Source organism: Pseudomonas mendocina (genome assembly GCA_037482215.1).
GTDB classification, from domain to species: domain Bacteria; phylum Pseudomonadota; class Gammaproteobacteria; order Pseudomonadales; family Pseudomonadaceae; genus Aquipseudomonas; species Aquipseudomonas mendocina_E.
The window spans coordinates 3,767,915-3,780,983 of the sequence record CP148074.1 but is presented as its reverse complement, the minus strand read 5'-3'; the positions used below and the strand labels follow the sequence as shown (position 1 = coordinate 3,780,983).

Below are 13,069 nucleotides of genomic sequence, written 5' to 3'. Positions count from 1 at the left end.
TGCTGCCGCCTGTTGTCAGTCGCGCTGTGTGCGTATAATCGGCCACTTTATGAGCAAGAAGCGCGTTATGCAGCTGGTTCGAGGTTTGCACAACCTGAAGCCCGAGAGTCGGGGTTGTGTCGCCACCATAGGTAATTTTGACGGCGTCCATCGTGGCCATCAGGCCATTTTGGCGCGTTTGCGTGAGCGTTCGGCAGAGCTAGGCGTACCGAGCTGCGTGGTTATTTTTGAGCCGCAGCCTAGGGAGTTCTTTGCTCCGGATGCTGCGCCTGCACGTTTAAATCGTCTGCGTGACAAGCTAACACTGCTGGCAGCGGAGGGCGTAGACCGTGTCTTGTGCTTGGCTTTCAACCGCCGCCTGCGCGAACTGAGTGCCAGTGAGTTTGTGCAGCAAGTGCTGGTGGACGGTCTTGGCATTAAGCACCTCGAAGTAGGGGATGACTTCCGCTTTGGCTGTGACCGTGCAGGAGATTTTGCCTTTCTGTCCGAGGCCGGTTTGCGTGAAGGCTTTAGCGTAGAAGCTGCCAGCACAGTCGAACTGGATTCTGAGCGAGTCAGCAGCACGCGAGTGCGTGAGGCTCTGAGTGCAGGCGATTTTGCCCTGGCTGAGCATTTGCTGGGCCGCCCATTCGAAATTACTGGCCGGGTGCTGCATGGGCAGAAGCTCGGCCGCCAGTTGAATGCGCCGACTGCCAACGTGCAACTCAAGCGCAAGCGCGTACCACTTAAAGGTGTGTATCTGGTCAGTTGTGAAATTGACGGCCAGACCTGCCCAGGAGTGGCCAACATCGGCGTTAGACCGAGCGTTACAGGTGATGGCAAAGCCCACCTGGAAGTGCATTTACTGGATTTTGCCGGCGATTTATATGGTCGGCGTTTGTCGGTGGCTTTCCACCGCAAGCTGCGAGATGAGCAGCGTTTCGCCTCCCTTGAGGACCTAAAGACGGCAATAGCCGCCGACATTGCCGCCGCCCGTGCCCATTGGCAGGGTCAACCGCTTAAGTGAAGAGCCTGAGATGACCGATTACAAAGCCACGCTAAATCTGCCCGATACCCAGTTTCCGATGAAGGCCGGCCTGCCGCAACGCGAGCCGCAGATTCTGCAGCGTTGGAACGATATTGGCCTGTATCAGAAGCTGCGCGCGCAAGGCGAAGGCCGCCCGAAGTTCGTCCTGCACGACGGCCCGCCCTATGCCAACGGCAGCATTCACATCGGTCACGCGGTTAACAAAATCCTCAAGGATATCATCACCCGCTCTAAGACCCTGGCGGGCTACGATGCCCCCTATGTGCCGGGCTGGGACTGTCACGGCCTGCCGATTGAGCATAAGGTCGAGACCACTTTCGGTAAGAACCAGCCGTCTGACCTGACCCGCGAGCGCTGCCGCACCTATGCCGGTGAGCAGATCGAAGGGCAGAAGGCCGACTTCATCCGTCTGGGCGTGCTAGGTGATTGGGACAATCCGTACAAGACCATGAACTTCGCCAACGAAGCCGGGGAAATCCGCGCGCTGGCAGAAATGGTCAAAAAAGGCTTCGTGTTTAAAGGTCTCAAGCCGGTCAACTGGTGTTTTGACTGCGGCTCTGCACTGGCTGAAGCAGAGGTGGAATATCAGGACAAGAAGTCCGATGCCATTGACGTTGCCTTCGCTGTTGAAGACGCCGACAAGTTGGCCACTGCTTTTGGCCTACCCAGCCTGCCGAAGCCTGCCTCCATCGTGATCTGGACCACTACACCGTGGACCATTCCGGCCAACCAGGCACTCAACGTACACCCGGAATTCACCTACGCGCTGGTTGATACCGGCGAGCGCCTGCTGATCCTGGCGGAAGAGCTGGTTGAAAGCTGCTTGGCTCGCTACGAGCTGCAAGGCGAAGTGATCGCCACCGCTCAGGGTGCGGCGCTGGATCTGATTCGCTTCCGTCATCCATTCTATGAGCGCTTCTCGCCGGTCTATCTGGCTGAGTACGTTGAACTGGGCTCCGGTACCGGTGTTGTTCACTCCGCGCCTGCTTACGGTGAGGATGACTTCCGTACCTGCAAACAGTACGGCATGAGCAACGACGACATTCTCAACCCCGTGCAGAGCAACGGTGTGTATGTTGCTGATCTGCCGTTGTTCGGCGGCCAGTTTATCTGGAAGGCTAACCCGGCCATCGTCGCCAAGCTGGAAGAAGTGGGCGCGCTGCTCAAGCACGATCCTATCCAGCACAGCTACATGCACTGCTGGCGCCACAAAACGCCGCTGATCTACCGCGCGACTGCGCAGTGGTTCGTGGGCATGGACAAGCAACCGAACGAAGGTCCGACCCTGCGTGAGCGTGCGCTGGCAGCCATTGATCAGACCAAATTCGTACCGGCCTGGGGTCAGGCGCGTCTGCACAGCATGATCGCTGGTCGTCCTGACTGGTGTATCTCCCGCCAGCGTAACTGGGGCGTACCGATTCCGTTCTTCCTCAATAAAGCCACTGGCGAGCTGCACCCGCGCACTGCTGAGCTGATGGAAGAAGTGGCTAAGCGTGTTGAGCAGGAAGGCATCGAAGCCTGGTTCAAACTGGACGCTGCCGAGCTGCTGGGCGATGAAGCGGCTCAGTACGACAAAATCAGCGACACCTTGGACGTCTGGTTCGACTCCGGTACCACCCACTGGCACGTGCTGCGTGGCTCCCATCCGCTGGGTCACACCAGCGGCCCGCGTGCCGACCTGTACCTGGAAGGCAGCGACCAGCACCGCGGCTGGTTCCACTCATCCCTGCTGACTGGCAGTGCCATCGACGGCCATGCTCCGTACAAAGAGCTGCTGACCCATGGTTTTGTGGTTGATGAGAACGGCCGCAAAATGTCCAAATCCCTGGGCAACGTGGTTGCACCGCAGGAAGTGAACGATACCTTGGGTGCTGACATCATGCGCCTGTGGGTATCGTCCACCGACTACTCCGGTGAAATGGCGGTGTCCAAAGTCATCCTGCAACGCAGCGCTGACTCCTATCGCCGTATCCGTAACACCGCGCGCTTCCTGCTCTCCAACCTGAATGGCTTTGACCCGGCGCAGCACCTAGTCGCGGCCGAAGACATGCTGGCGCTGGACCGTTGGGCAGTGGACCGTGCGCTGCTGCTGCAACGTGAGCTCGAAGAGGCTTACGAAAGCTACCGTTTCTGGAACGTCTACCAGAAAGTTCATAACTTCTGCGTGCAGGAGCTGGGCGGTTTCTACCTCGACATTATCAAAGACCGTCAGTACACCACTCAGGCCAACAGCCTGGCCCGTCGCTCCTGCCAGACGGCGCTGTACCACATCGCTGAAGCGCTGGTGCGCTGGATCGCTCCGGTACTGGCCTTCACCGCGGACGAACTGTGGGAATACCTGCCGGGTGAGCGTAACGAGTCGGTCATGCTCAACGGCTGGTATCAAGGCCTGAGCGAGCTGCCTGCTGATGCTGAACTGGATCGCGCCTTCTGGGATCGCGTCATGGCTGTTAAAGCAGCGGTCAACAAAGAACTGGAAAACCAGCGTGCAGCCAAAGCCATCGGTGGCAACCTGCAAGCTGAAGTGACCGTGTTCGCTGAAGATGCGCTGATCGCTGACCTGAATAAACTGGGCAACGAACTGCGTTTTGTGCTGATCACTTCCACTGCAACACTGGCACCGCTGGCGTCTGCACCTGCTGATGCGGTGGAAACTGAAGTGTCCGGCCTGAAGCTCAAAGTAGTGAAATCCAGCCACGCCAAGTGCGCCCGCTGCTGGCACCACCGTGAAGACGTCGGCGTGAACCCGGCGCACCCGGAAATCTGCGGTCGCTGTGTGGACAACATCGAAGGTGAAGGAGAGGTTCGCCACTATGCCTAAAACTGGCGGCTATGGACGGTTGGTCTGGTTATGGCTGACGTTGCTGGTGTTTGTGATCGACCAGGCGACAAAGTTCTACTTTGATAACAGCCTGACCATGTACCAGCAGATCGTGATCATCCCTGATTACTTCAGCTGGACACTGGCCTACAACACCGGAGCCGCATTCAGTTTTCTGGCCGATGCAGCAGGCTGGCAGCGCTGGTTTTTCGCTGCCATCGCTGTGGTCGTCAGCGTTGTGCTGGTGGTCTGGCTCAAGCGCCTAAAACCCCACGAAACCTGGCTGGCGGTTGCGCTGGCACTGGTGTTGGGCGGCGCCTTGGGCAATCTGGTGGATCGGGTGATTTTCGGCCATGTGGTGGATTTCATCCTGGTCCACTGGCAGAACAAGTGGTACTTCCCTGCATTCAACATCGCCGACACGGCGATTACCTGCGGTGCGATTCTGCTCGCACTGGATATGTTTAAAAGTGAAAAGTCCGGAGACAAGGCCCCATGACTGAATTACTCATTGGCCCGGATCGGCAAGTGACTCTGCATTTCGCCCTCAAGCTTGAGAGCGGCGATGTAGTGGACAGCACCTTCGACAAGAACCCAGCCACCTTCAAAGTGGGTGACGGCAACCTGCTGCCTGGTTTCGAGCAGGCCATGTTTGGTCTGAAAGCCGGTGATAAGCGCAGCATTGCCATCAGTCCAGAGCAAGGCTTTGGTCAGGGCAACCCGCAGAACGTACAGGTTATCCCGCGCAATCAGTTCGAAGGCATGGACCTTTCCGAAGGCCTGCTGGTGATTTTCAATGATGCTGCCAATACTGAATTGCCGGGTGTGGTGAAGTCCTTCACCGACGAAACCGTTGTGGTGGATTTCAACCATCCGCTGGCCGGTAAAGCGCTGAGCTTCGATGTTGAAATCATCGACGTTAAAGCGGTCTGAAACAGAACAGGCTGTCGCCATCCGGCAGCCTCGCCCTGATTCACAGGGCAGATGAAGCACAGAAACACTGCTGCCGAGTCATTACCTACCGAATGCGACCAGCCTGAGAGCGCGCCATGCAAATCAAACTCGCCAATCCCCGTGGCTTCTGCGCCGGTGTTGACCGTGCGATTGAAATCGTAAACCGCGCACTCGAAGTGTTCGGCCCGCCCATCTACGTGCGTCACGAAGTGGTGCACAACAAGTTTGTGGTCGAGGACCTGCGCGCCCGCGGAGCGGTGTTTGTCGAAGAACTGGATCAGGTGCCCGACGACGTCATTGTGATTTTCAGCGCTCACGGTGTTTCCAAGGCCGTGCGCGATGAAGCGGACCGCCGTGGTTTGAAGGTGTTTGATGCAACCTGCCCACTGGTGACTAAGGTGCATATGGAAGTGGTGCGCTACAGCCGGGAAGGGCGCGAATGCATCCTGATCGGCCATGAAGGACACCCTGAAGTGGAAGGCACCATGGGGCAGTACGACGCCTCCAATGGCGGCGCGATCTACTTGGTTGAAGATGAACAAGATGTAGCAGAGTTGCAGGTGAATAACCCTGAGCAACTGGCTTTCGTCACGCAGACGACGTTGTCCATGGACGACACCAGCAAGGTGATTGATGCCCTGCGTGCACGTTTTCCAGCCATTGGTGGCCCGCGTAAGGACGACATCTGCTATGCCACGCAAAATCGTCAAGACGCAGTTAAACAGCTGGCCTCAGAGTGCGACGTGCTCTTGGTCGTCGGTAGCCCAAACAGCTCTAACTCCAACCGCCTGCGCGAGCTGGCCGAGCGCATGGGCACCCCGGCATATCTGATTGATGGCGCTGAGGATATGAGCCAGACGTGGTTCGCTTCAGCGCAGAATGTCGGTATTACAGCGGGAGCTTCAGCACCTGAAGTGTTGGTGCAGGGCGTAATTCAGCAACTGGTAAGCTGGGGCGCGAGTAATGCTGAAGAGTTGGCTGGGCGTCCTGAGAATATTACCTTCTCGATGCCGAAAGAGTTGAGGGTGAAGCAGCTCTAACGCTGCCAGAAACTAAAAAGCCCCGGTATTTGGAGTACCGGGGCTTTTTAGTTTCTGGCTGGTTACCAGCAGGCTGTAAGAGCCGCTGTACCGCTTCTGCCCTTGACACCTTGGCTATTGAGGGTGAGGTTCCCGCATTCTGCATCAGCAGTCTGTGGGCCTGCCGCGGTAGCGGTCAATGCAACGCAGCGGGCGAGTGGAATACCTGCGGCACAGGCTTGTGCAGTAATGTTGTAACGGCCCTCATCACTTGGTACCGAAGCGTTAGCGGCGATGCCAGGGAATGCCAATCCATTGGGAGCCGCCCCAAGGTTCGTTGTGTAGGTTTGATTTTGCGAGTAATAGCGCTCTTGAGCCTGCATAACCTGCGTAAGCTTTGAATGGCCATCCGAGCGTCCTGACTTGAGAAGAAACTGCTGGTAGTTAGGATACGCAATGGCAGCCACTATTCCGATGATTACGATAACGATCATCAACTCAATCAGGGTAAAGCCCTGCTGACGGCGCATTAGTTTTCTCTCCAGTAAGTTTTATTCACGTTCTTCATGGTTTTATCGCAATAGCCTACAGGGCCCGTGCACTCCAATTGGTTTGTCGGGCAGTTTTCGCCTGTGCACTTCGGTTTATCACCCAGAATCTCTGTGCCCACGATTACAGCTGGCGGGGCATTGTCGCGGAAAACTACGGCTGGCGACGGTGGGATGCCCGAACGAACCAGTGCATAGCTGCGGATCAATGTGCCGCTTTGGGTCAGAATACCGCTGGCATCTGTCAGGTTGAGTACATAGCTGCGACCGCGTCCGACGTCCGGACCGCAGGTGGTAACGGTTTCTCCGCGGGGGCTGAATGTGCTGAAGAATACTGCGCCACGGAAGATGAGTGGCGATGAGAGAACCTTTTCACCTTTAGGTAGGCGCAAGAACCAGCCAGAGCTCTGCTTCAGACGCTCATGGTTCGGCACATAGCTGTTACCTGGCGTCAGCTGAGAATAGAGGCTGTTAATGGCTGCTCTCAATGCTGGCAGGCCATTAGATGGGTCCAGCGTGTTGGCTTGGGCTGTGTCGATGAGGTACTGATAGGCCTCAAACAGGGTGATGTCATCACCGTAGAGTAGTTTGGCTGCCTGCAGCTGTGCCGCCGTCAGGAGCGTCGAGGTACCGTAAGGCTGATTGGTAATAGCATTCGCCTGTGCTTGTGCGGTGGAGGCTTCTCCTGCAAAGGCCAGGCGCTGAGCTTCAAGACTGTTCAGTACGCTGACGTTATTTGCGTCGTTCTCAGCTGCTTGCGTCAACTCAGCGGCTTTGCCGACCTCATCACGGCCCAGCAGATCATCTACTGTACGGCTGAGAGAGCCGTCGCTGCCACTTAGGCTAGTTAATGAGTCGAGAGCAACCTGCATGGCTGCCAGATCATTATTCGATAGTGACTGGTTGATGTTGCTCAATAAGCTTTGCAGGTTGATAGAGGGATCTACATTGCCTTCATTCAGTTGCAAGCGAGAGATTGCGTCAGAACTGGTCTGGTAGGCCTCTCTGGCGCTTTCAAGCCCTTCAGTGAGTGCGCGCTGAGTATCATCATCCGCCCCTGTTGCTCTTGCTTCGGTGAGAGCCGCCTCAGCGTTCAGGACACTTTGATAACTCTGACTCAGCCTGTCTTGCAGGTTAACTATGCTGTCGTAGACGGACGCCAGTTGATTAGTCTGGTTAGAGAGTGAGTCCTTCTTGTTGACAGCCGTTGTCAATGCGGCGCTTGCGGTTTGATAGGCCGTTTCGGCTGATGATTCTGCCGCAATGGCTGCATTCACTGCGTCCTGCAATAGGTTGTTGCCTGGGTCAGCAGCTAGATTTGCTTGAGCCGTTACAAGTGCAGCGCTGGCCGCATCTCGAGCTACACGCGCTGCTTCATAGGCCTGATTTTTCAGCGTTGCTTCTTGGATAGCAGCGTCGGTTGCCTGTTTTAGCGCTGCCAAGGCAGTCTGGGCGGACAGCAGTCCGTCCTGTAGCTGGCTTTGCTGGCTGGATTCTGGAGCGTGTGCTGTAACAAATGGATTCTCCGCCAATATCAGATCCATGGCCGCTTGGCGATCATTGGCATTGGTGTTGGCTTGGAGCATCGCATTGTATTTGTCAGTAAAGCCTGAGCTGTCCTTGAACTCAGCAAACCTATCTCTGGCATCGTTAACGTTATTGTTAAGCGTTGTGATCTGGGCTTCCTTAGTTGCAATCTCTGCAAGAACCCGCGCTGCCTCGGCGTCGGTTAAGTTAACGCTGGACGCATCGACCAAGTCGTTTTCTGTGATAGATGTGTACTGTGCAGGTTTGGTGTAGACGTTCTTATCCTTCAGTACATAGAAACGGTCGATGGTGTCTTCGTTAAGTGGGTGCGCGCGATAGCCTGAACCGATGGAGATTGCCAGGTACGGGTCTTCTCCCCGGTCACGGACTAATGCTACGTCCGGCGAGTTAAAGAAGCGGCGGTTATTGAGGGCATCACTACCGCCGAGGTTGGCGATCCGCCCCCCAGTGGCCAGATTGCTCACGCCAGAGTTAGCGTTATTGATATCGAAACGGAAAATCTGCGCACGACTGTCAACTGCGTAGATGATGTCGGTTAGGCCATCGCTGTCGATATCGATCACCAAAGGGTCGGCAGGCATGCTATGCGTGAGTGTTTCCAGTTGGAGGTTCGCTCCCGCCTCAGTGTTGTGGCCTGCTCGCCAGATCAACTGACCTGTCTCAGCATTAACAATGTACAGGCTGTTGCCGTAGGTATCTCTTGCAAGAGGGGTGTTCGGGCTGTCGATGTCCTGCTGAGGGTCGTAGCCACCAGTAAAGATGAGGACTTTGGTCGTTGTGCCGTTGACTTTCACATTCGCTAGTTTTGGCGTAGACCAAGTCTGCCCCAGTTTTTCATACCCAGGGGTTGTACCTCCCTTAATGACCCACTTAAGAGCAGGTGCATTAATGTTCAGAACGTCCAGCGCATAGTAGTTGCGGCCACCACGGCGCATTCCTGCATAGAGGATGCTTTTAGTGATTGGGCGACTTTTGGTGTTGGTATTGACAGGGCCGTATTCAGTCCACAGGTTGAACTGGCCATCCATGCCGTATCGCTTAGCATCGCTCCCCTTGGCGTTTTTGTGATAAGCACTCAAGTTCGGCAGAAGTTCTTTGGGAATAAAGGCGAATTTCTCTATGCCGGTTTTGGGATCAACTGCATGGATAAAGCCTTCGTTGGTTCCAAAGAACATATATAGCTGTTCAGGTGTTACTTGTGAGCCACCTGCGTTGATCGCTTCTAAACGCTCCAGGTCTTCATCTGTGGCATAGGCGACCAGACGAGGTTCGTTGTGAAGTACATCAGCCACCTGCCTGCGGTGCTGATTGGTCGCTGGATCCAGGCCGCGTCCCCACGTGATAGCGGCTGTTTTATCCGTATCACTGGCCACGCCCATGAGTGCGTTTGTAAGTGCGCTGTTGGCAGTGCTCAGCAGGTTAGCTGAGTCTGTTATCGACGCGCTGCCCGTTACACCCGCAGAGGCGGTCGGGCTTCTGTCGGCTTTGGTCCAGGTGTAGATATTACGGTTGTTGGCCTCCGGCAATACCCCACCGACACCACCTTTACCGACGTCTTTACCGTCAAGGTTAGACCAGTAGCTGGAAGCGGATTCCTTAAAGAAACCTGTGCTGTCATCTACAGCAGGTAATCCATTCTTATCAACAATAACGGCGTTATTGCTGCTGTCAGTGATTAGTTTGTACCGCTTCACGTTGCCAACCCAGCGTGCGCCTTCAGCCGGACGGAACAGCGCGTAATACATGTCGTTGCGGTAGCCCAAGTTGTTGTAAGCGCTCACGGCAACACTAGGGTTGGCGAAGGTGGTGTTCTCAGCAAGGATCTCAACCAGAATGGACTTGAGTGCATCCACAAGGCCCGATGTGTTATCGGTGGTGAAATAGCGCCCGTTGCCTGCGGTGGCAGTGTTTTGCAAAAGAGTCTGGTTGGTCGCAAAGCCGATTGTGTAAGTATTGACGGTTTGCTTACCGGGTTGGCTTGTGCTGATGTCCTGATTGGCAAGATGCTCGGCGAGGTGGGGCATGCACTCGCCGTTGCTGCTGCCGCAGGTGCTGCCAGGGTGCAAGGTATTGGCTGCTCCTGACACGCTTACAAGTCTTTTAATGTCGCTGTTTGCGGAGGTGTCCTGTGTAGGGGCTCCGTCAGTTAACAGGATGATGTTGCTCTTTTGGCAGGAGTATTGGATGGGGCTTAGGTAATTACTGCCATTTTTAGAGCCAGCCACGCTGGGTTTATTGACGGATCGATAGCTATTGCCATCTTCATAGACCGCCACGGTGTTGTTACCAAACTTTGGGGCCAAGCCCTTCATGTACATGGCCGCCTCGTAATAGGTTTCAGACAGAGGCGTATTGGTACCAGCATACAGACTGTTCAGTTCACTCTTAAACGAGGTAGCGACGTTGCCGACTCGCCCAACAGGGATCGCGACCATACCGCCGTTGTCACTTCTGCTGAAGTCGAAGTGCATGAGGCCAATATTAACGTCGTTACTGAGCTGAAGCTCGTCAATCAACTCGTTAGTAACGTCTTTAACCACCTGCATACGGGTCTTGCGGTAAGTATTGTTGCTGCGGACACATCGATTGCGGATATTGCGATCGGCTGCTGGGCAGGTGGTGCCTGCAACAGCTGCATCCATAGAGCCTGAGTTATCGATGATGAACAGGAGGTTCGGGCGAACCTGTTGATCCTCTGGAAGCTGGCGGCTGACATAGATTTCCGTGTCATCGCCCAGAGCACTCTGCAGCCCAAGGCTGGTGTACAAGAAACTTGCGGCGATAATCAAAAATGAGCGAGTTTTCATGCAGGTACTTCCTGTCAAAGGGCTACGATTTCGCTGATCGAGTCGACCGGCTTGCTTTGCACAAAAACTGTCCCGAGCAGGACTTGCCCATCGCTCAGCACGAGCTTGGTTTGGCGTTGACCTTTGAGGTAGATCTGCGCGTCACGAGTGAAGGGCAGCAGCCGTAGTGGGCAACCCTCACAGAGGCGTAACTCGGCATAAGGGTTGTTGTTCATCATGCGAATGGTGACGCTGGCCTTTTCCAGAATCAGGCTATCGTCCTCAATGGCTTCTTGAGCTTGAGTAAAAGGGGCTAGAGACAGAATGCCAGCCAAGAGGGACTGTTGAATGAGGTTTTTCATGTTCAATTACCCTAGTTACCGGACTTAATGTTCATAAAGCGCAGTCCCAGTGACTGATCTGAGTAAGCCCCGTTAGCCAACTCTTCGCGCACGTGAAGTTCATATCCAACGCACTCAAACTTCTCCAGGCTAGAGGCATCGAGTGCGACGCTCTCGCACTTGCCTCCTGGGTGTGTGTTACGCAAGACGCTGAAGCCAGGGTTGGTCGGGGGGGTAAGGCCGTCAACCGCTCGACTTGCCGTGCTCGGTAAGCCGAGATGAGCTAGCTCATCGTTTGTTAGCCGTTGCGGGTAACTTCCACTTCCGCTACTAAAACTGCCGGCATTAGAGGCTTGCAGTAATAGTGCTCTGCCAGCGGCATTGGCATTGATTGCCGCAAAGTTGGCCTCAAGGGTGCTTTGGCTCGCCTGAAACATTTCATTGCGGAATTGGGAGTTGCTTGCCATGCGTTCTTCCATGGTCGAGAACTGCATCGCTGTAATGCCCGCAATGGTCAGAACCACCAAGAACACTAGGGCCACAATTAAGGTCGCCCCTGCCTGATGCTTATGCGCTAAGTAAGTCATAGTGACTAGCCTTAATAGGTGTTACGCAAATTGATAGTTGTGGTGAAGACTTGTCGTGCACGTCCATCATCTCGAGGGATAAAGGGGGCTGCATCTAACAAGATATAAGGGCGCACAGGTGTGCGAGGGGATGTAGGTGTTACAGAGTTGGCCAGTACTGCAACGCGTACTGCGACTACGTTGTTCCAATTGGTCACGCGATCTGCTGAGACATATTGACGGACACCATCCTCTGTCGTACCTGTACCGATCCCGTATTGCACCTGCATTGCATCTACGCCCTCGACCAGCGCTAAAGCTGTTGCGTTGTTCACCCAGGTCGACTGGCTGAGGTTCCAAGATTTGCAGGTCAAAGAGCCCGTTGGGATTTCATTGGGCTTGGCAGGATCCGCAGCAGGGGTAATGACTTCGAAGTGATTCAGAATTGTTTCTGTGTTTGCGTTTGCGCCTGTGAGCGGGTTGCCACGGCAGTCGCGTCGTACGCCGTCTATCAGGCGTGGTTGTAAGCCCACGCTCAGTGTGTCGGAGCCGCTACCAACTCCTTGAGTGCTGCACATGCCACTAATACCGCAACCAGGGCCTGCAATAGCCATTGGGGCGCTTTTTTTGTAGTTAGCCGCCTCTAAATAACCGGCCATACGCACGTTCTGAGCGATAAACTCCAAAGCGAAGCGTCCGTTCTCCTGTAGTCGTGAGGCTGCTTCATTGCTGGAGTAGGTCTGCTTTGAAGCAAAGAAGACTTGCAGCACGCCTGTCATTAATAGCAGCCCGATAACTGTGGCTACTAACAGTTCTACTATGGAAAGACCGCGCTGATTCTTGGGCGCCAGGCTAGGCTTTTTCATCGCAGGATCCTTACATCGCTGGTGCTGCCATCACTGGTGGCACTTAGCACCCTGTTATTGTTGATATCGGTAGTCGTTGTGGCGCTGCGGTTAGCCCAGTTGATACTTAGCACAAGATCTCCACCAACAACCGTTGTATCAATAAGAGCACCTTGCGCGGGGGCAGTGATGTAGTCCCGGCTATTGAAGCGTGCATCGTTAGGGTTGAAGTTGGCCACGCCGGTATAGCTGCAGCGTGCTTCCCAGACATCGAATGCCGCCATCTGAGCCGCGCTGCACTGGCTGCCGTTGACTTTAGTATTGGTGCTTGGGTTGAAGTAGTCCGCACACATCGGGTTGGGTAAGGCGGCGCAGTTGGCCGCAGCTGCGTACTGTGCTGGTGTGCCAGCGGGGTTGGCTCTCATGCGTTCAACAAAGTCCTGCAGCAGCCATACTGACTGTGAACGCTGCCCGCTGTCAGCCACACTTTGCAGGGACGTCAGTTGCATGGCGGCCAGTCCCAACAAGCCAACCGTGAAGATCAAAAGAGCGACCATTACCTCAATCAGTGAGGCTCCCCGTTCTCTGTTAAACATGAGCGACATAGTGAGGTC

The 13,069-nt window shown here is 55.1% G+C and carries 11 protein-coding genes; 5 read left to right on the top strand and 6 right to left on the bottom strand.

Going from position 1 to position 13,069, the window contains the following annotated elements; all coding sequences use genetic code 11:
• The first annotated feature begins 67 nt into the window (after positions 1–67).
• From ribF to ispH, 5 genes are all read left to right on the top strand, one after another.
• The gene (ribF, locus tag WG219_17640) at positions 68–1,006 is read left to right on the top strand and encodes a bifunctional riboflavin kinase/FAD synthetase (GenBank protein WXL25105.1); all 939 of its coding nucleotides are present in this window, start codon (positions 68–70) and stop codon (positions 1,004–1,006) included.
• Between the two features lie 10 nt (positions 1,007–1,016).
• Positions 1,017–3,848 carry an isoleucine--tRNA ligase gene (gene ileS / locus WG219_17635; protein WXL25104.1) on the top strand — a complete coding sequence of 944 codons (2,832 nt, stop codon included), beginning with the start codon at positions 1,017–1,019 and terminating at the stop codon, positions 3,846–3,848.
• Positions 3,841–4,347, top strand: coding sequence for a signal peptidase II (gene lspA / locus WG219_17630; GenBank protein ID WXL25103.1), 507 nt, complete (start codon positions 3,841–3,843; stop codon positions 4,345–4,347). Before ileS ends, lspA begins: the two co-directional genes overlap by 8 nt.
• Positions 4,344–4,781: a peptidylprolyl isomerase gene (locus WG219_17625; protein ID WXL25102.1), complete on the top strand. Its 438-nt coding sequence runs from the start codon at positions 4,344–4,346 to the stop codon at positions 4,779–4,781. Before lspA ends, WG219_17625 begins: the two co-directional genes overlap by 4 nt.
• Before the next feature lie 116 nt (positions 4,782–4,897).
• Complete coding sequence (gene ispH, locus WG219_17620) at positions 4,898–5,842, top strand: 4-hydroxy-3-methylbut-2-enyl diphosphate reductase (protein WXL25101.1); 945 nt, start codon at positions 4,898–4,900, stop codon at positions 5,840–5,842.
• A gap of 62 nt (positions 5,843–5,904) precedes the next feature.
• On the opposite strand, the gene WG219_17615 is transcribed toward ispH, so the two are convergent.
• Genes WG219_17615 through pilV form a run of 6 tightly spaced genes read right to left on the bottom strand, consistent with a single transcriptional unit; the run spans position 5,905 to position 13,060 of the window.
• On the bottom strand, positions 5,905–6,351 hold the full coding sequence (locus WG219_17615; GenBank protein ID WXL25100.1) for a type IV pilin protein: 447 nt from the start codon (positions 6,349–6,351) through the stop codon (positions 5,905–5,907).
• Complete coding sequence (locus WG219_17610) at positions 6,351–10,724, bottom strand: PilC/PilY family type IV pilus protein (GenBank protein WXL25099.1); 4,374 nt, start codon at positions 10,722–10,724, stop codon at positions 6,351–6,353. The genes WG219_17615 and WG219_17610 overlap by 1 nt, the downstream gene beginning before the upstream one ends.
• Before the next feature lie 14 nt (positions 10,725–10,738).
• Positions 10,739–11,065 (bottom strand): hypothetical protein, encoded by a 327-nt coding sequence (locus tag WG219_17605; GenBank protein WXL25098.1) that lies wholly within the window; start codon positions 11,063–11,065, stop codon positions 10,739–10,741.
• Positions 11,066–11,076: 11 nt separating this feature from the next.
• Positions 11,077–11,631 (bottom strand): PilX N-terminal domain-containing pilus assembly protein, encoded by a 555-nt coding sequence (locus tag WG219_17600; protein ID WXL25097.1) that lies wholly within the window; start codon positions 11,629–11,631, stop codon positions 11,077–11,079.
• Positions 11,632–11,642: 11 nt separating this feature from the next.
• Complete coding sequence (locus WG219_17595) at positions 11,643–12,476, bottom strand: PilW family protein (protein ID WXL25096.1); 834 nt, start codon at positions 12,474–12,476, stop codon at positions 11,643–11,645.
• Positions 12,473–13,060: a type IV pilus modification protein PilV gene (gene pilV / locus WG219_17590; GenBank protein ID WXL25095.1), complete on the bottom strand. Its 588-nt coding sequence runs from the start codon at positions 13,058–13,060 to the stop codon at positions 12,473–12,475. Before pilV ends, WG219_17595 begins: the two co-directional genes overlap by 4 nt.
• Positions 13,061–13,069: the final 9 nt, after the last annotated feature.

Coding starts and splice junctions, on each gene's coding strand:
- ribF (WXL25105.1), top strand. CDS start 68: ATGCAGCTGGTTCGAGGTTTGCACAACCTGAAGCCCGAGAGTCGGGGT.
- ileS (WXL25104.1), top strand. CDS start 1,017: ATGACCGATTACAAAGCCACGCTAAATCTGCCCGATACCCAGTTTCCG.
- lspA (WXL25103.1), top strand. CDS start 3,841: ATGCCTAAAACTGGCGGCTATGGACGGTTGGTCTGGTTATGGCTGACG.
- WG219_17625 (WXL25102.1), top strand. CDS start 4,344: ATGACTGAATTACTCATTGGCCCGGATCGGCAAGTGACTCTGCATTTC.
- ispH (WXL25101.1), top strand. CDS start 4,898: ATGCAAATCAAACTCGCCAATCCCCGTGGCTTCTGCGCCGGTGTTGAC.
- WG219_17615 (WXL25100.1), bottom strand. CDS start 6,351: ATGCGCCGTCAGCAGGGCTTTACCCTGATTGAGTTGATGATCGTTATC.
- WG219_17610 (WXL25099.1), bottom strand. CDS start 10,724: ATGAAAACTCGCTCATTTTTGATTATCGCCGCAAGTTTCTTGTACACC.
- WG219_17605 (WXL25098.1), bottom strand. CDS start 11,065: ATGAAAAACCTCATTCAACAGTCCCTCTTGGCTGGCATTCTGTCTCTA.
- WG219_17600 (WXL25097.1), bottom strand. CDS start 11,631: ATGACTTACTTAGCGCATAAGCATCAGGCAGGGGCGACCTTAATTGTG.
- WG219_17595 (WXL25096.1), bottom strand. CDS start 12,476: ATGAAAAAGCCTAGCCTGGCGCCCAAGAATCAGCGCGGTCTTTCCATA.
- pilV (WXL25095.1), bottom strand. CDS start 13,060: ATGTCGCTCATGTTTAACAGAGAACGGGGAGCCTCACTGATTGAGGTA.